The 24732-nt window shown below is 73.4% G+C and carries 22 protein-coding genes; 11 read left to right on the forward strand and 11 right to left on the reverse strand.

What is annotated here, in order from left to right; genetic code table 11:
* Positions 1-5: 5 nt before the first annotated feature.
* Entirely contained in the window at positions 6-413 is a 408-nt protein-coding gene (locus MILUP08_RS11300) for a GntR family transcriptional regulator (protein ID WP_007457663.1), read from the reverse strand.
* Positions 414-592: 179 nt separating this feature from the next.
* Here MILUP08_RS11300 and MILUP08_RS11305 point away from each other — a divergent pair, with 179 nt between their 5' ends.
* Positions 593-1861 (forward strand): Nramp family divalent metal transporter, encoded by a 1269-nt coding sequence (locus tag MILUP08_RS11305; RefSeq protein WP_007457664.1) that lies wholly within the window; start codon positions 593-595, stop codon positions 1859-1861.
* Between the two features lie 168 nt (positions 1862-2029).
* Here the strand turns inward: MILUP08_RS11305 and MILUP08_RS11310 are convergent, their stop codons facing one another.
* The 6 genes from MILUP08_RS11310 to MILUP08_RS11335 form a co-directional block, all read right to left on the reverse strand.
* Positions 2030-2302 (reverse strand): hypothetical protein, encoded by a 273-nt coding sequence (locus tag MILUP08_RS11310; protein ID WP_007457666.1) that lies wholly within the window; start codon positions 2300-2302, stop codon positions 2030-2032.
* A 66-nt stretch (positions 2303-2368) separates the two neighbouring features.
* Positions 2369-5221 carry a DUF5682 family protein gene (locus MILUP08_RS11315; protein WP_007457668.1) on the reverse strand — a complete coding sequence of 951 codons (2853 nt, stop codon included), beginning with the start codon at positions 5219-5221 and terminating at the stop codon, positions 2369-2371.
* Positions 5218-6330, reverse strand: coding sequence for an ATP-binding protein (locus MILUP08_RS11320; protein ID WP_007457671.1), 1113 nt, complete (start codon positions 6328-6330; stop codon positions 5218-5220). Before MILUP08_RS11320 ends, MILUP08_RS11315 begins: the two co-directional genes overlap by 4 nt.
* A gap of 14 nt (positions 6331-6344) precedes the next feature.
* Positions 6345-7838 (reverse strand): VWA domain-containing protein, encoded by a 1494-nt coding sequence (locus MILUP08_RS11325; RefSeq protein WP_007457673.1) that lies wholly within the window; start codon positions 7836-7838, stop codon positions 6345-6347.
* On the reverse strand, positions 7835-9226 hold the full coding sequence (locus MILUP08_RS11330) for a hypothetical protein (protein ID WP_007457674.1): 1392 nt from the start codon (positions 9224-9226) through the stop codon (positions 7835-7837). The genes MILUP08_RS11325 and MILUP08_RS11330 overlap by 4 nt, the downstream gene beginning before the upstream one ends.
* Positions 9226-9693, reverse strand: a complete 468-nt coding sequence (locus MILUP08_RS11335) for a hypothetical protein (protein ID WP_193376617.1) — start codon at positions 9691-9693, stop codon at positions 9226-9228. The genes MILUP08_RS11330 and MILUP08_RS11335 overlap by 1 nt, the downstream gene beginning before the upstream one ends.
* Before the next feature lie 335 nt (positions 9694-10028).
* Between MILUP08_RS11335 and MILUP08_RS35830 the strand changes: the two genes are divergently transcribed.
* The 5 genes from MILUP08_RS35830 (at position 10029) to MILUP08_RS11355 (ending at position 14144) form a co-directional block, all read left to right on the forward strand.
* Positions 10029-10190 carry a hypothetical protein gene (locus tag MILUP08_RS35830; RefSeq protein ID WP_007457679.1) on the forward strand — a complete coding sequence of 54 codons (162 nt, stop codon included), beginning with the start codon at positions 10029-10031 and terminating at the stop codon, positions 10188-10190.
* Positions 10174-11151 (forward strand): NHL repeat-containing protein, encoded by a 978-nt coding sequence (locus tag MILUP08_RS11340; protein ID WP_007457681.1) that lies wholly within the window; start codon positions 10174-10176, stop codon positions 11149-11151. The genes MILUP08_RS35830 and MILUP08_RS11340 overlap by 17 nt, the downstream gene beginning before the upstream one ends.
* A gap of 127 nt (positions 11152-11278) precedes the next feature.
* On the forward strand, positions 11279-12328 hold the full coding sequence (locus MILUP08_RS11345; protein WP_007457683.1) for a nitronate monooxygenase: 1050 nt from the start codon (positions 11279-11281) through the stop codon (positions 12326-12328).
* 71 nt (positions 12329-12399) lie between these two features.
* Positions 12400-13497, forward strand: coding sequence for an SRPBCC domain-containing protein (locus MILUP08_RS11350; RefSeq protein ID WP_007457684.1), 1098 nt, complete (start codon positions 12400-12402; stop codon positions 13495-13497).
* Between the two features lie 14 nt (positions 13498-13511).
* Positions 13512-14144, forward strand: coding sequence for a CG0192-related protein (locus MILUP08_RS11355; RefSeq protein WP_007457686.1), 633 nt, complete (start codon positions 13512-13514; stop codon positions 14142-14144).
* A gap of 40 nt (positions 14145-14184) precedes the next feature.
* Here MILUP08_RS11355 and MILUP08_RS11360 read toward each other — a convergent pair whose 3' ends face one another.
* Entirely contained in the window at positions 14185-16221 is a 2037-nt protein-coding gene (locus tag MILUP08_RS11360) for a glycosyl hydrolase family 28-related protein (RefSeq protein WP_007457688.1), read from the reverse strand.
* Positions 16222-16442: 221 nt separating this feature from the next.
* On the opposite strand from MILUP08_RS11360, the gene MILUP08_RS11365 reads away from it, so the two are divergent.
* On the forward strand, positions 16443-17549 hold the full coding sequence (locus tag MILUP08_RS11365; protein ID WP_039907735.1) for a PIN domain-containing protein: 1107 nt from the start codon (positions 16443-16445) through the stop codon (positions 17547-17549).
* A gap of 111 nt (positions 17550-17660) precedes the next feature.
* Complete coding sequence (locus MILUP08_RS11370) at positions 17661-20327, forward strand: AAA family ATPase (protein WP_007457690.1); 2667 nt, start codon at positions 17661-17663, stop codon at positions 20325-20327.
* A 137-nt stretch (positions 20328-20464) separates the two neighbouring features.
* On the opposite strand, the gene MILUP08_RS33735 is transcribed toward MILUP08_RS11370, so the two are convergent.
* Positions 20465-21319, reverse strand: a complete 855-nt coding sequence (locus tag MILUP08_RS33735; protein WP_051065695.1) for an ICP22 family protein — start codon at positions 21317-21319, stop codon at positions 20465-20467.
* Positions 21320-21323: 4 nt separating this feature from the next.
* On the opposite strand from MILUP08_RS33735, the gene MILUP08_RS11380 reads away from it, so the two are divergent.
* The 3 genes from MILUP08_RS11380 (at position 21324) to MILUP08_RS35835 (ending at position 23351) form a co-directional block, all read left to right on the forward strand.
* Positions 21324-22391: a hypothetical protein gene (locus tag MILUP08_RS11380; protein ID WP_007457691.1), complete on the forward strand. Its 1068-nt coding sequence runs from the start codon at positions 21324-21326 to the stop codon at positions 22389-22391.
* A gap of 158 nt (positions 22392-22549) precedes the next feature.
* Positions 22550-22771, forward strand: coding sequence for a hypothetical protein (locus MILUP08_RS11385; RefSeq protein ID WP_030335934.1), 222 nt, complete (start codon positions 22550-22552; stop codon positions 22769-22771).
* 421 nt (positions 22772-23192) lie between these two features.
* Positions 23193-23351 (forward strand): hypothetical protein, encoded by a 159-nt coding sequence (locus tag MILUP08_RS35835; protein ID WP_007457693.1) that lies wholly within the window; start codon positions 23193-23195, stop codon positions 23349-23351.
* Positions 23352-23368: 17 nt separating this feature from the next.
* Here MILUP08_RS35835 and MILUP08_RS11395 read toward each other — a convergent pair whose 3' ends face one another.
* Complete coding sequence (locus tag MILUP08_RS11395) at positions 23369-23878, reverse strand: pyridoxamine 5'-phosphate oxidase family protein (RefSeq protein WP_007457694.1); 510 nt, start codon at positions 23876-23878, stop codon at positions 23369-23371.
* Between the two features lie 131 nt (positions 23879-24009).
* Positions 24010-24537: a DUF1062 domain-containing protein gene (locus tag MILUP08_RS11400; protein ID WP_237747055.1), complete on the reverse strand. Its 528-nt coding sequence runs from the start codon at positions 24535-24537 to the stop codon at positions 24010-24012.
* Between the last annotated feature and the right edge of the window lie 195 nt (positions 24538-24732).

Below are 24732 nucleotides of genomic sequence, written 5' to 3' on the forward strand. Positions count from 1 at the left end.
CCCGCTCACGCGGGCTCCTTCTGTGGGGTGTCGTCGGTGAGGGTGGCGCGCAGCGTGGTCTCCACCAGGGCGACGACGTCCTCGGCCGTGAGGCCGGCGGCCTGCGCCCGGTGCAGCCACGCCACGAGGTCGTCGCGCAGCTCGGCCTGGTTGGGCAGGGACGCGCCGGCCAGGGTGCGCTGGACGAACGTGCCCACCCCCGGTCGGCCGCCGACCAGACCCTCGATCTCCAGCTCCCGGTACGCCTTCAGCACCGTGTTCGGGTTGATCGCCAGCGACTGGGCGACGTCCCGGACCTTCGGCAGCTGGTCGCCGGGTGCGAGCAGGCCGACCCGCAGCGCCTGCTTCACCTGCTGCACGAGCTGCATGTAGGTGTTCACCTTCGACCGGCTGTCCAGCACGAACTCGATCACTCGTGATGATCCTTCCTGTTGTCCTACGACAGTAGGACTAATAGACAGCTTGGTGCCGCGCGTGCCCCCTGTCAAGCGGCTACTCCGCCCTGGCACCCCCGGGCCAGGGATTGGCACCGGCGGGTCAACCGCCCGGGAAGGGAACAGGCACGCGATCCGTGCGGAGAGGGAGGTGCTCGATGGTCACCAACGAACTCACGACGCCGACGGCGACGCCGTTGCAGGTCGCCCGCGCCCGGGGTCGGGTACGCGGGCGGCTGATCCTGCTCGGTCCGGCGTTCGTCGCCGCCGTCGCGTACGTCGACCCGGGCAACTTCGCCACCAACTCGGCAGCCGGCGCCCGCTACGGCTACCTGCTCGTCTGGGTCGTGGTCGTGGCCAACCTGATGGCCATGCTGGTGCAGACCCTCACCGCCAAGCTGGGCCTGGCCACCGGCCGTAGCCTGCCCGAGCTGTGCCGCGAGCGCCTGCCCCGTCCGGTGAACCGGATGATGTGGGTGCAGGCCGAACTCGTCGCGATGGCCACCGACCTGGCGGAGGTGATCGGTGGCGCGGTCGCCCTGTACCTCCTCTTCGGCATTCCACTACTGCCCGGCGGGCTCATCATCGGCGGCGCCGCGTTCGTCGTGCTCGCCCTGCGCTCGCGCGGGTTCCGCGCGTTCGAGATCGCCATCGCCGTGCTGCTCGGCGTCATAGTCCTGGCCTTCGCGGCCAACCTGCTCGCCGCCGGTTCCGATCCGGGCTCCGCCATGGCCGGCCTGGTACCCCGGCTCCAGGGCACCGACAGCGTGCTGCTGGCCGCCGGAATCCTCGGCGCCACAGTCATGCCGCACGTCATCTACGTGCACTCCGCGCTCACCCGTGACCGCATCCCCGCGACCGACGACGCCGAGCGTCGTACCCTCTTCCGCGGCCAGCGCACCGACGTGCTGCTGGCCCTGACGGCGGCCGGCGCGGTAAACCTCGCCATGCTGCTGATCGCCGCGGCCAGCTTCCGGGGCGGCGGCCCGGTGGGCGCCGACAGCCTGGAGGGGGTGCACGCCGGCCTCGGTCAGAGCATCGGCACCGCCGCCGCGTTCGGGTTCGCGGTCGCCCTGCTGGTCTCCGGGCTCGCCTCCACGAGCGTCGGCACCTACGCCGGTGAGGTGATCATGCAGGGTTTCCTGCGCCGCCGGGTCCCGCTGCTGCTGCGTCGGCTGGTCACCCTCGTGCCCGCGCTGGTCGTGCTCGCCATCGGCCTCGACCCCACCCGCGCCCTGGTGCTGTCGCAGGTCATCCTCAGCTTCGGCATCCCGTTCGCACTGATCCCGGTGGTTGCCTTCACCCGCCGCCGCGACCTCATGGGCAACCTGGTCAACCACCCGCTCACCACCGCCGCAGCGGCCCTGGTGGCCGTCCTGGTCGTCGCGCTCAACGCGTTCCTGCTGTGGCAGGTCGTCGCCGGCTGAGCCGGCTGGTCAGCGTCGCCGGCTGAGCCGGCTGAGCTGGCGCTGCCGGCTGAGCCGGCCGGTCGGCGCTGCCGGCTGAGCCGGCCGGTCGGCGCTGCCGGCTGAGCCGGCGCGGACGGGCCCGATCGGTCCGCCGGTCGCGGCCCGGCCGGGCCGCGACCGGCGCGGTCAGGTGCGGCGGCCCTCGTCGCGCGCGGGGATCTCCTGACGCTGTTCGAGGGCGTCCGCCGGGTTGGCGTCGGCCGGCAGCGACGTGAACTCCTCGAGCGTGCCCGCCGGCAGGGCGCCCTGTTCGGCCAGGTCGGCCTCGGACGCCTCTGGGTCGACGTCGCCGGACACCCGGTCCGGCGGCCCGACGTCGAACGCGTCCTGCCGCTGCTCGGCGGCGTCCGCCTCCGGAGGAGGAATCGTCTCGCCCTGTTCATCCCGGTACGTGCTCATCGCAAGCCTCCTGCCCGGCGGGTGTCGACATGCCGCCGGGCCGCTGCCTACCCGCCGTCGTGGCGCTCACGCCTGGCCCACCACCCGCGCGGCGACGGCCTCGACCGTGTCGGGATGCGCCGCCAACAGCGCGGCAACGCCGCCCGGGTCGGCGGGGGCGTCGGTGGCCGGCAGCCACCCGCCGTCGTGTCCGAGCAGTGCGGCGATCGCGTCGACGGCCTCCGGATGCGCGGCGAGGAGGACGCCCACCCGCCGCGGTGGCGCGGCGACGAGGCGCTCGTCGTCCACCCCCGGCTGGGGCGGGGAGGCCACCCACGGCGGCACCCAGGAATCCAGTTCCGGCAGCGCCTCCGGAAAGGTGCGCCCCGCCTCGCGGATCAGCAGCGGTACCAGCTCCGGACCCTGGTCCCGCAGTGTCGTGATCAGGGTCGGCAGCCACGGCAGCAGCACCGGGTCGGGTAGCCGGGCGAAGGCCGTGGACATCGTCTCGACGACGAACGGCGCCAGCGCGGGCACCGGCTCCAGCGCGTGCACGAACCCGGCCAGATACTGGGGGAAGGCCGGCACCACAAGCGGGTTTGCCAGCAACTCGGCACACCGGGCCCGCAGCTCGGCCAGCGGCAGCAGGCCGAGCTGGTGTCGGCCCGCCCAGAGCAGGGCGACCTTCGCCGGCGCCGTCGGGTGCGACTGCCCGACGGCCAACTCCAACTGGGACCGGTCGCAACCCAGCGACAGCGCCAGACCCTCCATGGAGAACAGGAAGCCGAGCATCGCGCCGACCTGCCGGACCCCCGTCTCCTCGGCGGCGATGGCGGTCGGCAGCAGGGTGCAGTAGTGCGCGTACCCGGTGGTCACGAACGCCGCGCACCAGGGCGGAAGGGCCGGCGCGGTGGCCCGGTAGTGGGCCAGCAGACGCCGGATGCGGCGCAGCACGTCCGGGGCGTCGTCGACGGTGCGCTCGGCGGCGAGCAGGTCCACCGCACGCGCCCCCAACTCGTCGACCAGGCGAGGGCTGTCGAGCAGCCGGATGGCGTCCTCGACTGCGGCCAGCGCGCCCGAGGCGGTGGCGTCGGGCCCGCGTACCGCCCGGCGCAACCGCTGCTCCAGGACCTGCTCGACGGTCACGCCCTCGTAGCCCAGCTCGATGAGCGCCCGCTGGTGGCGGCCGAGCGCCAGGTCCCAGCTCTCCTGGACCGAGCGGTGCCCGAGCCGCCGCTCGCCCATGATCGGGCGGACCGCGGCCGGTGGCAGCAGGTGCCGCAGGATCCACAGCAGGTCCGAGCAGCGGCCCAGCTCCGGCTGGGCGGCCAGATCCAGCAGCGCCCGCTGCACTGTCCGCTTGTCCAGCGCCAGGCCGAGGGGCTGGAGCCGATCGAGCACGTCGCGGGCCAGCGGCGGGAGGGCGTCGTAGCCGACCTGGCCGATCCGGTCGCCGCCCAGCAGGATCTCGCAGAGCCGCCGGACGTCGCGCCGGCCGGGCACCACGTCCTTCTCGATGCAGGTGACCGCCGCGTCGGCGAAGTCGTACGGGGTGGGCCGGGCACGGTTGCGCAGGCCGGCCAGCAGGACCGAGGTCTCGAAGACGGCGATCGCGTCGGCGGTGCTGGCCAGGTATCCGTTGCGCCGGGTCAGCCGGACGATGTCCACGCACCAGCCGCGCAGCTCCGCCTCGTCCAGGCCGTCCAGGTCGGGCGCCGCGGCGAGGAAGCTGGTGAGCCGGTCGCTGACCGGCCCGACGGGGGAGGGCGCCGTCGTGGTCCGGCTCCGCCGCCCCCGGGTGCCCGCCGCGCGCTGGCCGTCCAGCCGGTACGGGGACAGCCCGTGCCTGCTCACCGCCTTCGTCCAGGTCGCCGCCGCGATCGACACCGAGCCCGGCGCCAGCCCGAACTGGGCCTCGATCGCGGAGTGGCTGGACGGGATCAGCCCGTACCGCCAGCGGGTGTCGGTGCGCGGCGTGATCTCGAAGTCGGCCGCCGTGGAGTCCAGCCCGAACTGCTCGACCCGGCTGGCGGCGTGGAACGCGCCGCAGACGTAGAGGCAGTCGGCCGGATCGACGCCGGAGGCGGCGAGGTGCTGACGCATCCGCGCCCACATGTACCGCTCGCGGTCCTCGTCGCGGTCCAGCCGATCCGAGCCGGTCGGGCGCAGCCGCCGGAACAGGCTGCCGATCAGCACCATCACCTGCCGGTAGGTGTCGTGGTCGGCGTCGGCGAGCGGCCGTTCCACGTACTGGTCCCACCACTCCGACCAGTGCCGCACCTTGCCGTGGTGCAGCAGGTACGCCTCCAGCTCCGCGAACCCGGGCCGCAGGTCACCGATCTCCACCCCGACGGCGTCGCCGTGCAGCCCGGACTCCTCCCCGATGGGGGTCGGCGCGGCCGTACCGCTCCCGTCGGTCGGCCCGGCCGTACCGCTCCCGCCGGGCGATCGGTCGCGCGGTGACCACTGGAAGACGTGGTCGGTGGAGCGGTCCACCAGCACCAGCTCCACGCCGGGGGTCTCCAGCGCGTACGCGATGGCCTGGTATTCCGCCGACGCCTCGGTGACGGGCGCGACGACGCTGAGTGGCCCCCAGTCGGCGGGAAAGCCGGACAGCTCCGACGCGAACGCCTGCACCGCGACGGGCAGACGGCAGTTGCGCAGCTCCCCGAGCAGTGGCTGGAGATCTTCGCACAGCTCCAGGTAGATCACCCGGGGCTGCTTGGCCCGCAGCCGACGCACCATTGCCAGCGCGGACGCCGGTGAGTGGTGGCAGACCGGGAAGATCTCCAGCCGCTCGCCGAGCGCCCGGTCGACGTCGTCGACGATGCCGGCGAGGATCGTGCCGAGCGCGTCGGCGGAGCCCGTGAACGCGGCAGCCGCGTCGGTCAGCTGCCCGCGGAGCGCGCCGAACGGGCCGGCGACGGTGGACGCGGTCACGACAGGGACGCGATCGCCTGACGACCGCCGTCGAGGAAGCCCGCCCACCCGTCGTCGTCCTTGCGGGCCCGGGGCTCCACCACGCCGTGCAGGTACTTGTTGAGGATCGCCAGGTCCTCCGGGCTACGCCGGGCCAGCGTCCCGACAAGCGACCCGGCGAGCGTCGCCGCGCGCAGCGTACGGTCGCCGAAGAACTGGCTGTGCAGGATCGCGTCCTCCAGCACACCGATCTGCTCGGCGGTGGACAGCGCGGACTCCAACTTCTCGTCGTCGCTTGTCGCGGCGGCGGCGCCGGCGCGCAGGTCGGCGAAGCTCTGCAACAGGATGTCCAGGAGGGTGGGCGGCACGTCCAGCTCGATGCGGTGTCGGCGCAGCAGCTCCTCCGTGCGGAACCGGACGATCTCCGCCTCGCTGCGCTTGTTGGTCACCACCGGGATCCGTACGAAGTTGAACCGCCGCTTGAGTGCCGAGGAGAGGTCGTTGACGCCCCGGTCCCGGCTGTTGGCGGTGGCGATGATCGAGAAACCGGGTTGGGCGAAGACGATGTTGTCCTGGTCCAGCTCGGGGATGGCGACGTACTTCTCGGACAGGATCGAGATCAGGGCGTCCTGCACGTCGCTCGTGGAGCGGGTCAGCTCCTCGAAACGACCGACCACGCCACGCTCCATCGCCGTCATGATCGGTGACGGGATCATCGACTCGCGGGACTGACCCTTGGCGATCACCATGGAGACGTTCCACGAGTACTTGATGTGGTCCTCCGTCGTGCCCGCGGTGCCCTGCACGACAAGCGTCGAGTTGCGGCAGATCGCGGCGGCCAGCAGCTCGGCCAGCCAGCTCTTGCCGGTGCCGGGATCGCCGATCAGCAGCAGGCCCCGGTCCGAGGCGAGGGTGACGATGGCCCGTTCGACGAAGCTGCGGTCGCCGAACCACTTCTGGGGGATCTCCCGGGACAGGCCGTCGGCCCGCTCCGAGCCGAGGACGAAGAGCCGGACCATGCGCGGGCTCAGGCGCCACGAGAACGGCTTCGGGCCGGTGTCGACCGACTCCAGGAAATCCAGCTCGTCGGCGTACGTGACCTCGGCGGGGGCGCGCAGCATCTCGGACATGAGGGGTTGCTCTCCTAGGTGAGGAAGTTCTTCAGCTCGACGACGAGCTTGCGGATGTGACCGGAGATGACCGGGGTGCCCTGGTCCTTCAGGCGCTGCCGGAACCAGGGGTTGACGCTCTGCTGCCCGGAGCTGCTGACCGAGCCGACCGGAATGACCTTGACGCCGGAACGGTGCACGGCCTGGAGCCCGTCGAAGACCGCCTGGTGGTTGACCTCGTAGAAGTCGGAGATCCACACCAGCACCGTGTTCTTCGGCTCGGCGATCTTGGGTCGGGCCAGCGTCAGCGCCGCCGTGCCGTCGGTGCCGCCGCCCAACTGGGTACGCAGCAGCACCTCGAACGGGTCGTGCACCCACGGGGTGAGGTCCAGGGCCCGGGTGTCGTACGCGACGAGGTGCACGTCGACCTTCGGCAGCCCGGCGAAGATCGAGGCGAGGATCGTGCAGTTGACCATCGCGTCGACCATCGAGCCGGACTGGTCGACCACGACGATGAGCCGCGACGGCGTCGTACGCCGCGCGGTGTGCCGGTAGTAGAGCCGGTCGACGTAGAGCCGCTCGTCGTCCGGGCTCCAGTTGGTCAGGTTCTGCCAGATGGTCCGGTCGAGGTCCAGGTTGCGGAACACCCGCTTGGGCGGCACCGACCGGTCCAGCGCGCCGACGCTGGTCTGTTGCACCTGCGTACGGAGCACCTCGGCGACCTCGTCGACGAAGCGCCTGATCAGCGCCTTCGCATTCGCCAGCGCCACACCGGACAGGTTGGCCTTGTCGCGCAGCAACTGCTCGATCAGCGACATGCTCGGGGTCAGCTGGCTGGCCAGCGCCGGGTCGGCCAGCACCTCCCGCAGGTGCATCCGCCGGACCAGGTCACCCTCCAGCCCGGCGAGGGTGCCGCCCAGCCCGCCGCCCTGGCGGCGCAGCTCACCGGGCTCGCAGCCGAGGGCCTGCTCGAACCAGCCGGCGTCGGACTGCCAGCGGGCCAGCTGGGTGGCGCTGACCGGACCGGATCCGGTGGCGAACACGTTCAGCAGCACCTTCGACACCAGCGCAGCCCGGCGCACCTCGGCCGCACCCGGCCGGTAGGCCGAGCCGTCGCCCGCCGGATCGCCCGCCGGCCCTTCCGGCCCGGTGCCATCCGGCGCGGCGGCGTGCGCCTCGCCGTTGTTCGCGGCGTCGTCCGGTTCGTCGCCGCCCGGCCCGGCCACGTGCGGCCCGCCGGCGTGCGACTGGGCGTCGTGCGTCCCGTCGGCGTGCGGCTGGGCTTCGGCGGAGGTGAGCAGGCCGCGCAGCTCTGCCGCGAGTGCCGGGAAGCGTTGCACGATGGTGTCCACCGAGACCGACGGGTCCAACAGGGCGGCGGGCAGCCCGAGGTCGTCGACCACCGCGACACTCGCCGACTCCAGGCCGGGCTGTTCGTCGCGGTCGAAGAGGCGGGACAGCAGCCGCCAGTAGAGGACCTGACGGCGGTTGGCGTCGGCGTACCCGCCGGTGGGGATCGGCGCGGTCATCGGCGCAGCAGCCGTCCCGCGCGCTCGCGCAGCACGGCCACGGCGTCGCCCGCCCGGGCCTCCTCCTTGGCGACCTTCGGATCGGTGACGCCGCACGCCCAGTCGCCGTTGTGCGCCTGCACCGTCCGTCGCTTGACGGTGGCCCGCACCGCCAACGGCTGGAGCAGCCAGCGGCCGTCGTCCCAGCGCAGGAGGCCCAGGCAGGCCGACGCGGCGGCGACCAGGTCGGCGGTCAGTGGGCCGGCCGCCGGTAGCCGGTCGACGGCCAGCGCGACCCGTTCGCCGTCCACCTCGACGGCGAGCGTGCCGTCCTCGTCGCGGATCGCGGTGCCCTCGACGAGCACCGGCTCGGCGATGCCCGTCGGGTGGCGATCGAGTGGGTCGCTCGCGGCGGTGCTCGCGACCGGCAGCAGCACCCGGGCGGTGGCGAACGGGTCGGCGGGCTCGTCGAGCTGGACCCGGTCGTCGAACCAGCTGAGGTCGCCACCGCGCAGCGGCAGATCGGTCACGGTCAGCGTCCGCCGCTCGGCCAGCGCGGTGAGCAGCAGCGGGTGTGCCGACAGCAGTCGCCAGATCGCCGGACCGACGATCGTGTCGACCTTCGCGGCGGCGACCCCTGTGCGGACCAGCAGCGCCGGACCGCCGTCCGCCGGCTCCAGGACGGCGTGCACCTGGACCTGCACGGCGGTGTCGTGGCTGTGCACGTCCACGCCGAGCGGCAACAGCCGCCCGGAGACCGTCGACGCCTCACCGGTCGGCGGTGCGCCCTGGGTGAGCAGGACGCCCCGGGCCCACAGGTCGGCCCAGCGGCGGGCCGGCACCTGCGCCATGGTGGCGACCGGCACGCAGGCCCGCAGCTCCGCGGCGAGCCCGTCGAGCAGCACCGCGGTCCGGCGCAGCTCCGGCACGGCCAGGCAGGCCTCGACCACCCCGGCGGCGGCGGAGAGCAGCTCGTGGTCGACGCCACGCCAGCCGGTGACCGCCACCTCGTGCCACCACGCCCGTGCCGCGGTGAGCGCGGGTGGCGCCTCGGAGGGCCCGGTGGTCGGCGTCGTCCAGGGCGACCGGGCGCGGCCCAACGCCTCGTCGAGCTGCCCGAGCAGGGCGTCGTGCGCCGCGCCGAGCAGCGCCGAGCGTGCGCCGGCGAGCGCGGCGAGATGCTCCGGGGCGGCCGATCCGGCGGTGACCGCGTCGACCGCGGCGGTCACCGGGCCGTCCAGTGGGGTGCCGGCCAGTGCGTCGGCGAGCGCGGCGAGCGCCGCGACACCGCGCTCGCCGATCCGACCGAAGCCGTCGGTGAGGGCGTCGTCGAAGCCGGCGACCACGTCGAGCGCGTCGCTCAGGCCGGCCGGGACCGCGTGCAGGCGCGCGACCTGGGTGCCGCGCATCAGCGGCCCGCCCCGGTGGCCGGGAACCAGTGCAGCTCGGGCAGCGCGACAGTGCTGACCGGAAGCTCCAGGTAGGCGAGGTGGCGCAGAAAGCGACTGAACACCACCGCCGCCGAGGCCGGCTCGGCCTGGCCGTCGAGTCGGGCCAGCAGTTCGCCGCCGTCGGCCAGCCCGTCGCCGACGTCGACCCGCAGGTAGCGGGCCACCCGGTCCACGCCGTACTGGAGGACTGCCTCGTCGGCGAGCGCGTGCAGGTGCTTGCACGGCATGCCGCGCAGGCCGCCGCAGGGCCGGTTGTTGTTGGTGCTGCACTGGTAGGCGTGGGTGCCGGCGGTGACCGACGAGACGTAGACCCGCTCGACGTCCGACCCGCTGGAGACCACGCCCTGCAACCGCCCGTCGGCCAGCTCGACGAAGGGCACCTTGGCCAGCTTGCGCGGGCGGGCGGGCGGCATCACCGCCACCACGCTGCGTCGCCGCCAGTCGGCTCCGTCGGCGTTCGTCACGTCACGGCCTCCCACATCGACAAGAATCCAGGATGGTGCGCACGCCGGCCGGAGCCGGCGGCGCCACGACGACACGATCATGGACCACGGGTACGACAGATCCGGTGGCGGTGCCGGTCCCCGAGAAACCGTTCGGCGCAACAAGCGCGGCGCCGGTTCGCGAGGCAGTCGGTCCACCTCGCGCCGGTTCGGCGGCGGGGATGTCGTCGGGTCCGCGCGGATGGTCGCCGCCGCTGGTCGCGATCGGCCAGGATGGGCGGGACGGCCGGGCCACGGCCGCGGCGAGGAGGCGGGCGATGCGGGTACGCGGCTGGGTGACCCGGGGGCGGCACGCCCGCGCGGCAGCGACGCTTGCCGCTCTCGTGGCCGGCGCGGCGCCGCTGGCCGCGGTGCAGTCGCCGGGCCCGGCGGCCGCCGGCGCGGCGTCGGCGGGGGCGGACGGTGTGCCAGGTCCGTGACGACCGGCTCACCGAGATCTCCGGCATGGTCGCCACCGACGACGGGTACGTGGTGGTCAACGACGGCGCCGACGACGAGGCCCGCCTCCGGATCTTCTTCCTGGACCGGCGCTGCGCGGTGGCGCGGACGGTCAGCTACCCCTCGCGGCCCCGCGACACCGAGGACCTGGCCCTCGGCCGGGACGGCACCATCTGGGTGGCCGACACCGGTGACAACGACCGCAACCGGGAGACCATCGCGCTGTGGCGCCTTGCGCCGGGGGCGGACCGGCCGGTGCTGTACCGGATGACGTACCCGGACAATCCGCACGACGCCGAGGCGCTGCTGCTCGACGCGGCCGGCCAACCGTTGATCGTCACGAAGGGCGGCAGCGGCACCGTCGTCCTGTACGCGCCGGCCACCGCGCTGAAGCCGGGGGCCACGACACCGCTGACCTCCGTCGGCAAGGTGGTCCTCCCGGCCAGCACCACAAGCAACCCCTTCTCGTTCCTCGGGCGGGGCGTCGTCACCGGTGCGGCGAACGCCCCGGACGGCCGCCGGGTGGTGCTGCGCAGCTACGCCGACGCGTTCGAGTACGACGTGGCCGGCGGCGACGTGGTCGCCGCGCTGACCAGCGGCACCCCACGGGTCACGCCGCTGCCCGACGAGCCGCAGGGCGAGTCGATCACCTACAGCCGCGACGGCCGGTCCCTGCTCACCGTCTCCGAGTCCGCCGACCAACCGGCCGGCAGCCGCCCGACGATCCTGCGGTATCCCGCCGCGACGACGACGGCGGCCGCCCCGCACCCGGCGGAGTCCACCACCGCGGCCCCGCCGTCACCCACGGCGGCCCGCCCGGCGGCACAGACGGCAGGCATCGGGGGCGGTCGGACCTGGCCGCTGGCCGCCGGCGCCGGGACACTGCTGGCGCTCCTCGCCGTGGCCGGCGTGCTGTGGCGGCGGCACACCGACCGACGCTGACCGGCCGACGGGTCGGCCGGCGGCACACCGGCCACCGCTGGCCGGCGACGGCGGGCCTGGTGCGGGCACGGCGGGTGGGTGCCGCGCCGCGGGCCGGGGGACCGGCACGGTGCGGCAGGATGGGTGGATGTCCGTGCTGTCCGAGCTGCGCCACCCGATCGTCGCCGCCCCGATGGCCGGTGGTCCGTCCACCCCGGCCCTCGCGTCGGCCGTCTCCGCCGTCGGCGGGCTGGGCTTCCTGGCCGCCGGCATGATCGACACCGCGCGGCTGGCCGCCGACATCGCCGAGGTGCGCGCCCGTACCGACCGACCGTTCGGGGTCAACGTCTTCCTGCCCGGCGACGGCACCGTCGACGAGGCCGCCATCGGGGCGTACGCGCAGCGACTCGCCCCGCAGGCCGACCGCCTCGGCGTGCGGTTGGGCGAGCCGCTGGGCGGCGACGACGCGTACCCGGAGAAGCTGGCCGCGCTTCTCGCGGACCCGGTCCCGGTGGTGTCCTTCGCGTTCGGGCTGCCCGACCGGGCCGTGGTGGCCGCCCTGCGGGAGCGCGGCACCGAGGTCTGGGCCACGGTCACCGGCCCGGCCGGTGCCACGGCCGCCGCCGAGCTGGGTGTGGACGCCGTCGTGGTGCAGGGCACCGAGGCGGGTGGGCACCGGGGCGGGGTCCCGGACGACGACGACTACGCGCTGTTGCCGCTGCTCCGGTTGGCCGCCGCGCGGTGTGACCGGCCGTTGGTGGCCGCCGGTGGCATCGCCGACGGCCCCGCCCTGGCGGCAGCGCTGACCGCCGGGGCGCAGGCCGCCCAACTCGGCACCATGTTCCTGCGCTGCCCGGAGGCGGGCAGCTCACCCCTGCACCGGGCGGCGGTGGCCAGTGCCGCGCCGACGGCGTTGACCCGGGCGTTCACCGGCAAGCGGGCCCGTGGCGTGGTCAACGACTTCCTGCGCGCCCATGACGCGGCGGCGCCGGCCGGCTACCCGCAGGTGCTGCACCTGACCCGCCCGCTGCTCGCCGCCGCCCGGCGCGACGGCGACGCCTCGGTGGCCAATCTGTGGGCCGGGCAGGCGCACAGCCTCGCCCGGGACGTGCCGGCGGCCGAGCTGGTCGTCGAGGTCAGCGCCGACGCCCGGGTCGCGCTGGCGGCGGCGGCGCAGCGGGCGACCCGCTGGGGCTGACCAGGCCACCGGTCGTCGGTTCGGGCGGGCGGGCGGAACGGGCCGGACGAGGAACCCGTTAGAGTCTCGCCGTGATCGAGATCGGCGCGCACGTCGACCTGTCCCACCCGCCCGACCGGGTCTGGCTCGCACTGACGGATCGGGAGCTGCTCGGCCGCTGGTTCGCCGAGGCGGACATGGTGGAGGGTGTGCCGGACCGGCTGGTGCTGCACACGGCCGGCCTGCCCGGCTTCGACGCCGACGTCGAGGTCGAGGTGACCGAGCGGTGGGTGCCGGAGCTGCTGGTGCTGCGCTGCGACGAGGCCGGTCGGCTCACCGAGCTGACCTGCGCGGTCACCGCCACCAAGCAGGGCAGCCGGTTGACCGTGCGGGAGGTCCCGACGCACGGCTCCTGGTCCGAGGAGCAGCACGATCCACGCGAGCAGCAGCTCCGGCAGGCGCTGACCGTGCGCCTGCCGGCCATTCTCGACTGGCTCGCGTTCCAGCAGGTCGACCTGCGGCGCGGCGAGGTCGGGATGACGACCGAGCTGCCGGTGCTCGGCGCGGCCGGCCCGGCGCGGGCCCGCCGTCGCCGACGTGCGGCGGTCGCGGGACTGGCCGGGGTCGTGCTCGCGGCGGGGCTGGTGGCGTGGCTGACGCTGCCCGGCGAGCAGGGCCCCTCCGCCGCCGCGCCGAGTGGGTCCCCGACGCCGACGACACCGTCGCCGAGCATGGCGGCGGCCGCGCCGACCGCGCAACCGAAGGCGACCCCGTCGGCGCGACCGACGCGCAGCCCCACGCCGACCACCAGCGTCCGTCCGAGCCGCACCCCGTCCGCGAAGCCGTCGCGTACGTCCACGGCGGCGCCGCCACCCCCACCGCCGCTGGTGGCGCGCTACGACACCGACTCCAGCCGGCTGTTCGGCTACACGGGGGAGGTGGTGGTCGACAACCCGGGCCCCGCGCCCGCCGAGCAGTGGGTAGTGGTGGTGACCCTCGCGGAGGGCAGCAGCGTCGACGACGTCGAGGGAGCGGACTGGCGACAGGACGGACAGTCCATCACCTTCAGCGGCCTGGCGGTGCCGGCCGGCGGTACGCGGACGATCCGGTTCGACGTCCGCGACAGCCGGCCGAAGGCCCGGGAGCCGGAGGGTTGCACGGTGGGCGGCAACCCGTGCGCAGGGCTCTGACTAGGCTTCTCGGCATGGCACTGCTGCACCGGGCGACGCTGCGCCCCACCAAGCTCGAACTGCTGACGACCTGGCTGCCCGGCCGACCCTGGTGGCAGGGGCCGGCCGACGTCGAGGTGGTGAGCCGGGGCGCGTACCGCTTCGACGACCCGACCGGCGAGGTCGGCATCGAGACCATCCTGGTCACCGCCGCCGACGGGCCGGTCCACCAGGTGCCGCTCACCTACCGCGCCGCGCCCCTCGCCGACGCCGACGAGTGGCTGATCGGCACGACCGAACACTCGGCACTCGGCCGCCGCTGGGTGTACGACGCCTGCGCCGACCCGGTGTACGCGACGGCGCTGACCCACGCCATCCTGGCCGGCCCTGGTCAGGCCGAGCAGTACTTCGAGGTCGACGGCCGGCGCGAGGTGCGACCGCCGACGATGACGATCGACGTCAGCGGCGACGGCGGGGCCGTGCCGGCGATCGGTGCCGTCCGGGAGGTCGTCGACGAGGTCGACACGGTCATCGTCACCGACGCGGTGGAACTGGTCGTGGTCCGCCGGCCGGACGCCGGGGCGGCCGGGGCCCGGGGCGCGATCCTGAGCGGCGCCTGGGACGGGCAGCCGACGCCCCTGCCGCTGGCGTACGCCCGGAGGCTCTGACGACGGTGGGCGGCCCGATCGTCCGGGCCGCCCACCGCGTTCACCACTGGGCCGGAGGCGGTGGCGGTGCCACCGGCGGTCGGTCGTCGCAGGTGATGGTGTTGGGCAGCAGCCACGGGGCGAGCCAGCCACCGTCGTTGCCGCCCAGGTCGGTCACCGTGAACTCGGACCCGGCCGGGGTGAAGTGGAACGATCCGCAGTTGTTGACGCCTACCGCTCCCACGTTGCGGGCGTCCACGTTTGCGAACGAGGCCGACCCGGCGGAGCGGGCGCTGAGCACCGAGGTGCCGGTGCCGTCGACCCGGACGTCGCGGAAGCGTACGTTGGTGATCGAGTAGAGGTCCTTCACCGGCCAGTCGCTGACCAGCATGATCGCGTTGTAGGTGCTGTCCAGGTACGCGTCGCCGGTCACCTCGACGAACGCGTCGATGCTGCGGTCCAGCGCGAACATCCAGATGGCGCCGAGCCCGATGTTCCAGTTCAGCTCGTACGTGCCGGCGCGGGCGGTGGTGTTGTTGGTGAACCGCAGGTGCCCGGCGAACGGCTCCGCGCCGAAGCGGGCGCCGGCGTGCAGACCGCTGCCCTCGCGGACCGGGTCGGCGACGAGGTTGTGCGAGACGGTGGTGTCGGTGCCGCCGTAGATGGCGATGCCGTTGGCCAGGGTCGGCGACTGCACGGTGTTGTGGTCGAACGTGTTGCGCGCGTCGGCGGTCTTCTCCGACCACATCGCCAGGCCGTCGTCACCGGTGTTGCGGACGAAGGTGTGCGCCACGAGGGAGTCGGTCACGCCGGTGTGGAAGTTGAGCGCGTCCGCGATCTGGTCGACGACCATGGTGTTGGTGACCCGGACGTTGCGCATCGGCCCGTCGAACCACAGGCCCGCCTTGGTGTGCCGCAGGTGCAGCCCGTCGATGGTGGAGTCGGTCATCGCCCCGCCGACCGCGTTGACCTGGTCGGTGTCGATGCGCTCCCGCACGTCGCCCTCGATGGCGAAGCCGGAGAGGTGCACGTTACGGCTGCCACCGTCGGCGGCGTCGCGGCCGTAGAAGCCGACGCCCGTGTGCACCGAGCCGTCCGGCGCGGGTGTCGGCAGGGCGACCTCGCGGCCCTTGAAGGTCGTGTACCAGTTGCCGGCGCCCTCGATGGTCACGTCGTCGACGATGATGTGCCTGTTGACCTGGTAGGTGCCCGGCGGCACGTAGACCTTCAGATGGGTACGCCGAGCGAAGGCGATGGCCCGGTCCAGGGCGTCGGCCGAGTCCCGCCGGCCGGTGGGGTCGGCGCCGAACGCCAGCACGTTCGCCGCGAGCAGCCGCACGCGCGGCGGTGCGACCAGTTCGGAGTCGAGCAGGTCGATGACCGTCCACGCGGCGGCGCTGCCGGCCGGCGCGGTGAGCCGGATCTTGTCGCCGGCCCGGTAGGTGCGCCCGAGCAGCAGCCGCTGCTCGTCGTAGAAGTGGGTGGGCCGGAACGGCTTGTCGATGCTCGGGGACGGAGTGGTGGCCGACGGCACGCACTGGCACTCGGTGATCCACCAGTCCGGGTGCAGCAGCCCGGCCTGCGGGTCGTTGGTGAACGGGTACTGGTTGTAGAGCCACGAGTACTGCGAGGTGAGCGTCATGGTGCGGAGGTGCTTGCCGTTGACGGCCACCCGCAGCGGCGCGGTGATCCCGCCGCCGGTGGGCGCGTCCGGGATGCTGTACCGCACGGTGATCCCGTTGGCCGCGCTGGGCAGGACGAATTCGACGTACTCGCCGGGGGTGAGCCGGACGGCCCGGCGGCCGGACGCCTCGGCGGGCAGCGTGTAGGCGGTCCGGTCGGGGCCGATGACCTCGCCGGTGGTCCGGGCGTTCTCGGCCTCCTGTTCGAGGAAGTCGACGTCGGCGCCGCGCCCGGCGACAAGCGCCGGGTCGAGGGCGGCGCGGGTGACCACCGGCCGCGCGGCGTCGGACACGGACGGGCCGGCGACGGCGACGGCGGGCGCGGCGGCCAGCACGGCGAGGCCGGTCGCGAGCGCGAGCGCCGCTGTGGCCGGCCGGCCCGGGCGTCCCCGTGGCGGCAGAATGCTGCGAAACATCGGTGATCCTCCTGGGTGGATGGTGGTGGAGGTCCGCCCGGCGTTCCCCCGGACGCCCGACATTGATCGTCATGATGCAGCACCGAACAGTGCACTGCAAGACGACAATTGAATATTGAAAAGAGTCGACTAGCAGGCCGCAAGAAATGGACGATCGACGAGTTGAGGTGTCGCGCGTCGCCTGCGCCCCGACGGCCCACGCCCGGCGTACGCTGGGCCGCGTGGATCAAGAAGACCGGATCGCCCTTTTCCTCGACTACGAGAACCTGGCGTTGGGAGCCCGCGACCACCGTGGCGGCGCGGCCTTCGACTTCCGGCCGATCGCCGACGCGCTGGCCGAGCGGGGGCGGGTCGTGGTGCGCCGGGCGTACGCCGACTGGTCGTACTTCGACGAGGACCGCCGGATGCTCACCCGGTCCCACGTCGAGCTCATCGAGATCCCCCAGCGCATGGGCGCGTCCCGCAAGAACGCCGCCGACATCAAGATGGCAGTGGACGCCATCGAGCTGGCGTTCGAGCGCGACTACATCTCCACCTTCGTCATCTGCAGCGGCGACAGCGACTTCACCCCTCTGGTCCACAAGCTCCGCGAGCTGAACAAGCGGGTCATCGGTGTCGGCGTCGAGGGGTCCACCTCGGCGCTGCTGCCCCCGGCGTGCGACGAGTTCCTCTACTACGACCGGCTGGAGGGCGTGGACATCCCGCCGCCGCGCGGTCGGCGCGCTCGTCCCACCGCCCGCCAGGCCGGCCCGGACCAGCGCCCGCCCGAGCCGGAGCGGGAGCACGAGCCCGAGCCCGAGCCGGAGGTGGACCGCCGGCCGGCGGGGGAGGAGCCCGGCCGCGACGTCGACGCGCTCGCCGTGCAGGTCGCCCAGACGGTGGCCGGGTTGCAGGGCAGCGCCAACGGTGAGGTCACCGCCTCCCGGCTCAAGCGCACCCTCTTGCGCAAGGACCCGACGTTCAGCGAGTCCGACTACGGCTTCCGCACCTTCGGCGAGTTGCTGCGCCACCTCGGTGAGCGCAACGTGATCGAGCTGGCCGAGGGGCCCGCGAAGGGCGACCCCGAGGTGTCCCTGCCCGAGCACGGCGACCGGGAGGTGGCGTTCGGCCTGCTCCGGGGCGTCGTCGCGGACCTGGGCAGCAGCGGCAACCCGGTGGCGTTGTCCGGGCTGAAGAACCAGGTGCGCCGGGCCCGTCCCGACTTCAGCGAGAAGAAGCTCGGCTACCGCAGCTTCCTCCAGTTCTGCAAGGCCGCCGCCACCGCCGGCGTACTCGACCTGCGATGGAGCCCCGAGGCCGACGACTACCTGCTCACCACCGCGGGGTGAACGCCGCAGCCCGGTAGCCCGGGCCAGCCATCGACCGCCGTCGAGCGGAAGTGTCGGGACTGCCCATAGGGTGGACGGCAGGGCTGCCCCGAGGGCGAGGTGAGGGTCGGCATGTCGGGACGTGGCGAATGGACACTCGTCGGCCGCGACGACGAGCTGAAGACCATCGAGGACGTCGTGTCGGCGCGGGCCCCCGGCCTGGTGCTTGTCGGCGACGCCGGGGTGGGCAAGACGCGGCTGCTGCGCGAGGCGCTGGCGCGGGCCGCCGAGGACGGCGTGGAGTGTCACTGGGTCTCCGCGACCGGCGCGGCCCGCTCCATCCCGTTCGGCGCGGTCTCCCACCTCATCCCCGCGCCCAGTCGGCCGCGCGCCGACCCGATGAGCCTGGTCGTCACCGTCGAGCGCGACTTCGCCCGCCGCAGCGCCGGCCGCCCGGTCATGATCGGCATTGACGACGCGCACCTGCTCGACGACCCCTCGGCCGGGCTGCTGCACCAACTCGCCGTGCACGGGCTGGCGGTGGCGGTGGCGACGGTCCGCGCGGGCGAACCACTCTCCGACGCCCTCACCTCGCTGTGGACCGGCTCCGGCCGGCGGCTGGAGGTGCGTCCCCTGCCCGCCACCGCCGTGGACCACCTGCTCGACGAGGCGGCGCCGGGCCCGCTCGACGCGCTCAGCCGCCGCCGCCTGCGCCAGCTCGCCGACGGCAACCCGCTGCTGCTGCGGGAGCTGCTGGCCGACGCGCTGGACACCGGCGGGTTGCGGGAGTCGCGGGGCGTCTGGCGCTGGCGCGGCACCGCGTCGGGCAGCCCTCGCCTGGCCGAGCTGGTCAGCGCCCGGCAGCGAGCCCTGGAACCGGCCGCCCGTCAGGTGCTGGAGGTGGTCGCCTGCGGTGAACCGCTCTCCCTCGCCCTGCTGGAACGGTTCGTCGACCCGGCCGCCATCGAGGCCGCCGAGCGCAGCGGCATGGTGGTCGCCGAGCGCTCCGGCGCGCGTACGGCGCTGCGCATGGCCCATCCGCTCTACGGCGAGGCGCTGCGCGCCAGCATGCCCGCCAGCCGGTCCCGCACCGTGTTCGGGCAGCTCGCCGACGTGTTGGCGAGCATGCCGCTGCGCCGCCGCGACGACGCGCTCGTCGCCGGTGTGTGGCAACTACGCTCGGGCAGCGTCCGGCATCCGGGCATCGCCCTGGCCGCCGCGCGGCAGGCAATCGACCGGTTCGACATCGACCTGGCCGAGCGGCTGGCCCGCACGGCGTACGACGCCGGGCAGGGCTGGGAGGCGCAGTGGCTGCTGGCCCGGGTGCTGCAGTACCAGGCGCGCAGCCAGGAGGCGTTCGACATGCTGCCACCGGCGCCACCGCCGGGCAGCAAACGCCTCGCCATCTGGGCGATCACCCGGGCCGGGCTGCTCTACTGGGGCCTGGACCGGATCGACGAGGCGCACGAGACATTGCGGATGGTGCCGTCGGGCTCGCCCGGACACGACCTGACCGAGGCCACCCGGTCGTGGGTGCTGTTCTACGACGGCCGGTGCGAGGCGGCGCTCGCGGTGGGCCAGGCCGTGCTGGCCCGGGCCGACACCGGCGTACGCGCAGCCAGTTGGGCGACCATGGGCGCCGCCTCGGCGGCCGGGATGCTCGGCCGGCTCGACCTCGCCGCGGAGCTGGCCCAGCGCGGCCGGGCGGTGCTCGCCGCCGAGCCGGAGCACCTGCCGTGGAACGAGGCGCAGGTCGGGCTGGGGCTCTGCTACGCCCGGTACGCCGCCGGCGAGCTGGCCGGAGCCGTCGAGCTGGCCGACGAGGGCTACCGCGCGGCGGTGGCAAGCGACGCGCGGGGGATGGTCGCCGTGTGGGCCGGGTTCCGGGGGATCATCGCCAAGTCGCAGGGGCGGCTCGACGGCGCCGAGGCCAACCTGCGCGAGGCCGTCGCCCTGGTCGAGGAGAACGACCAGTACCACCTGGTGCGGACGTACTGGGCCGAGCTGGCCGGCGTCCGGGCGCTGGCCGGTGACCTGCCCGGCGCCCGCCGCTGGCTGGCCGCGGCGGACGCGCGGGAGCGGACCGCGAACCGGATCTTCCACCCCTGGGTGGAGCTGAACCGCGCCTGGGTGCAGGTGGCCGAGGGAGATCTCACCGCCGCGATCCGTACTGCCCGGCACGCCGCCGACCTGGCTCGGGGCAGCGAGCAGCCCACCATCGAGGCGGTGGCGCTCTACGAGTGCGCGCGGCTGGGCGCTCCGGAGCCGGTGCGGGAACGGCTTACCGCCCTCGCCGACCTGCTCGGCGGGTTCGCGTCGACCCTCGCCAGCGCGGCCGACGGTCTGCTCCGTGACGACGGGTCGACCCTGGAGGCGGCCGTGGACGACCTCGTCGCCCGTGGCCACACCCTGCTCGCCGCCGAGGCGCTGGGCGCCGCCGCCCGGGCGTACGCCCGCCGTGGTCGACCTCGCCTGGCGGTGGCGCAGCGGGCCGCGACGCTGGCCCAGGCCTGCCAGGGCGTACGCACACCACTGCTGGCCGCGACCGCTCCGGGCGCGGAGCAGGCGACGCTTACCCGCCGCGAGCGGGACGTCGCGCTGCTCGCGGTGGCCCTGTCCAGCCGCAGCATCGCTGACCGGCTGGGACTGTCGGTCAACACCGTCAACAACAACCTGGCCCGCGTCTTCACCAAGCTGGGCGTCCGCAACCGCCGGGAACTCGCCGTGGTGCTCGGGCAGGAACGGCCGGACGTACGGGGGACAGGTCACCGCGAGCGATCCAGCCTCGACAGTAGGTAAGGGCGACTGATCTACCGGGTTACCGCACACCTCCCTACCGTGCGGTAACACACCTACCGGTGCACTCAGTCCCTGGAGGACGGCATGAGCCAACTGGATCCAAGCGGACCGCCAGGACGGCGACCCACCAGGTCGTTTCACGTCCACAATGTTCTGTTCGCCGCCGGGATGGCGGTGGCGGTGGCAATGGTCACCGCGGTCGTCGCCCCGGCAGCCGGTGGCGCCTCGACCACCCCGGTGAGCGCCGCGCCGGCGGCGGTGTCGTACGACGCGCCGCCCTGCACCCGCGAGCTGGAGGGCACGACCTGGCTGCTCGATCCGTGCGTCAAGCCGGGCGGGAAACTTCCGGTGGAGGTCGAGGCGCGGCTCGCGCAGATCCGTACCCAGAAGGCGGTTGCCGCCGCCGACTGCCCGGACCCGACGGGTTCGCCGTCGGCCTCGACGTCGGCGACGCCGACCCGCCAGACCCGGCCGCCGGTGACGGCCGAGCCGGTCGCGCAGCGGGCCCCCGCCGCAACCGCGACCGCACCCACCTCGACGGCTTCGCCAAGCGGTTCGCCCTCCGCGTCGGCGTCGCCCACCGGCTCGCCCTGCCCCTCGGGCAGCGCGTCCCCCTCCGGGAGCGCGTCCCCGTCGGGCAGTGCGTCCCCGTCGGGTAGCTCCTCGCCGTCGGGGAGCGCATCCCCCTCTGGCAGCTCATCGCCGTCGGGCAGCGCGTCCCCGTCGGGCAGCGCGTCGCCCTCGGGCAGCGCGTCGCCGTCGGGCAGCTCCTCCCCGTCGGGCAGCTCGTCGCCCTCCGGTAGCTCCTCGCCGTCGGGCAGCGCGTCCCCCTCGGGCAGCTCGTCGCCCTCGGGCAGTGCCTCGCCCAGCGGCTCGTCGTCGCCCACCGACGACCCGACCGACCCGACCGACCCGCCGACCGGGCCCACCGGGACGCCTCCGCCGCCACCCCCGCCGCCGACCGGCTGCCCGCAGGTCAACGGCAACCCCACCCTGGTGGACGCGAACAAGGACCGCATCCGCTGCCGCGAGGTGCAGACCGTCGAAGACGACACGGTCCTGACCCTGACCGGGGACTCGATCAGCTCCTCGCACCACCAGTTCGGCTTCGGCGTGGGCCCCGGCTGCCCGATGACCTCGTCCGACAACCGCGGCATGCCCGGCAACAACGGCGTCTACAGCTACGGCCGGCGCTACTTCGACATGGACGGCAGCATCGTCGACTACGACAACTACGCGCGCACCGGGTACGGCACCGGCGACATCATCTTCGGTCGCGCCGGCCCCGACGCGTGCGGCAACGGCTGGGGTCGGGTGGCCAGCCCGCTCGGCCTCGCCACCGCGCGCATCGCCAAGGCCAAGGCGGGCGGGCACAACGCGTACCACGCCACCACCGGCGGAGTGAACAACACCAACTGGACCACCGTGCTGACCCGGCTCGGCATGTGCCGGGGCCTGGAATTCGCGGCCGAGGCCCTGGATCCGTACGGCGTGTTCCGCTTCGAATGGGCGGCCGTGGGCGGCAAACAGGGCATCGTCACCAACGGCGGTGGTTGCAACTTCTGGCTCGACCTGCCGGTCGGCGAGGACTACTACATCAACATCGGGGTGCCGCGCTATGACGGCCCGGCCCAGTACGCAGGCATCACCGCCGACGCCACCACCATCGTCAACTCGCTGCTGGGCGCCGGTGCCGACAAGGTGGTGTGGATGCTGTACTACGACATCACCCCGGCGAACCTCGACGTCGGCCAGTACGGCTGGGCCAAGCTCAAGTCGCTGCTGCCGACCGGATTGCAGTCCTACCTGCCCTCGGCGCCCGTGTCGACGCTGCAACCACTGATCGACCCGTTGTGGGTGGGCACCGTACGAGGTGTGATCAGCGATCTCAACTGGGCCATTCAGCTCGGCGTCCCGTTCGACCCGGCCGTCCGGGTGGCCTTCCCGCCGCCGATCACTCCGGGTGACATTCAGGTCACCGCGGAGGGAGGGTCGCCGCACCCCAGCCCGTCCGGGCAGGACAAGTTGGCCAACACCCTGGCGGGCGTCCTCAGCGGCATGTGACACCGGCCTGATTCATCGCTCAGGACGGGGAGGAATCGCCGATGCGGTTCCTCCCCGTCGCCCGCACAGGTGGAAGTGTGTCTGAATTACGGCTATCACGGCGGTTCATGCTCACCTGCGCCGTACCCCCAGCACGAAAATTGCGTTACGGTCGGCGAATGAAGGTGGAGGAACACTGGTGGAACGGTGACACGACCCCGCGCGGGCGCCGGGACGTGTACATCCGTACTGACGGGCAGGGTTGGGAGGTCCGCGCCCAGATCGGTGGGGCGTCGGGTCGTGAGCGGGTGCAGCAGTGCCCAAGCCGGGCCTCGGCGGCCATCCTCGCCGACGCCTGGCGCGGCACCCACCCATCCTGGCGCGAGCTGAAGCAGCGCTGATCCGGCACCGGGCCGGGCCGGCAACGCTCCTGGGCTCCCCGCCCGGTGCGCCCCGGCCCGCCCGGTGTCCGACTTCCACTCAGGCGGCGGTCCTCCCGCCGCCCGGCGACTGTTCACTCGTAGGTCACCTCCTTCGCAGCATGACCGAGGCGACGTCAGCCGCGAACGCCGCGGGCTCGTCGATCGGCATGGCCGGCACCTTTCGCGAGATCACGGTCAGCCCCGCCCAGAGGGCTGGCGGCAACCACCGTGCCCGGTAGCCGAGGAGTTGGGTCCGGCTTGATCACGTGACGAAAAGTAGGTCGGAGAGGACTCCTGGGCCTATTTCCCATCACCTGATCAAGGGCTGGTCCGCGCATCCCCGTGTTCCCCGCGGCAGGCCGGGTACGCGGGGTTGGTCCGCGCCCGATGGAGGTCGCCCATGTCCCAGGCTCCCGACGAGGAGAACCCCAGGCTCGACGAGGAGGTCCGGGAGGCCGAGCGCCGGCTCGCCGCCCTCGCCACCCCGTCGGACGACGCAATGACCGACGACGACGCCCGGACGCCGGACGACGCCCCTTCGGAGCTGGACACCGACTAGGCAGGTCCTGTCGTCCCTCAGCGACGCCAGAACTGGCGGGGTGCCAACCCCTCACGACGCAGCCAGTGCTCCGTGTAGACGATCCGCTCGGCCTCAACGACCACCAGGGTGTCCTCGGGCGGCTCGGACAGCGGTCGCCCCCGCTCGGCGTGCTCGTTCTCCCAGCGGAACGCCTCCCAGTAGTGCGCGCGGTCCGGATGCCCCGGGTCGAGCACCCGGGCGGCGCCGAACACCTGAGCCCCGCGGCTGCTGGCCAGCCCGACCAGCGGTGCGAAGATCCCGACGGACACCCGTGGGTCGGCAGCGATGTTGCGCATCTTCGGCGAACGGGGCGCGACCGTGAACAGCACCGAGAAGTCGAGCGAGTAGTACCGCACCGGCGTGGCAATCGGTCCGTCCGGACCCGTGGTCGCGAGCACGCACATGTTCTGCGACGACAGCAGGTTGAGAATGCGCTCTTCAAGCCGCTCGCGATCGAGCCGCCCCGCAGGCGTGGGACCGGCCAGCCACGGATTCGTCAACGGCATGCCGGGTCCTCGATCATGGCGAGCACCTTACCCACACGGCCGAGCCGATCGGGTACCACGATCGGCCGGACGCGGGACCACGGGCCTGCCCGGCGAGACAACGCCGGACAGGCCCGTGGTCCCGAGGAAGCTCAGTGCTTGAGCGTGAAGGTGAAGTCGCCGGACAGCTTGCCGGTCAGGCGGACTGTCGAGACGAGCATCCCCTCCTCACTCATCCTGTCGACCTCGGCCCGCGAAAGGCCGAAACCCGCGGCGATCAGTCGTGCGGGCCGGACGGGGATGCGCGCCGCGAAGCGGACCGCGACCTCGACGATGTCGCGGTCCAGGTGCGCGGATCCGTTGGTGTCGAGACGCCAGGCGTCGTCCCAGTCCAGGACGAATCGATTGCGACGCTGCACGATCGGATCCTGAAGCAGCTCGGCGATCAGGCGACTGTCGTTGTCGTGCAGCCGGTCGAGCAGCTCAGCGGGGATGGAGCGCACGGTCGTCCGCTCCAGGACCTCGAGCTTGACCGTGTCTCCGCATCCGGTGCAGAGCGCGAGGAGCCAGATGTCGATGAGCTTGTGGTTGGCGTTGAGGCGGAATCTGCCGCTCGGCCGGAAGCGTGCGGACGCGCACGCATGGCAACGGCGGCGGATTATGGGCAGGCAGGTGGGCACGACGGCCCAGTTGATGAGCACAGAGGTACACCGGTTTCAGTGAGAAGTCCGCAGCAAAAAGGAGCGCGGCGCACAGGCGCGACGCGCGAATCAGCGCTCGGGAGGTCTCACAGGGTGTACAACGGCACGTCCTCGCCTAGACGACAGGTTGAGGCAGGACGCTAGCGGCGCCGGCGGCGGGGCTCCACCGGTTTT

Source organism: Micromonospora lupini str. Lupac 08 (assembly GCF_000297395.2).
GTDB classification, from domain to species: Bacteria; Actinomycetota; Actinomycetes; order Mycobacteriales; family Micromonosporaceae; genus Micromonospora; species Micromonospora lupini.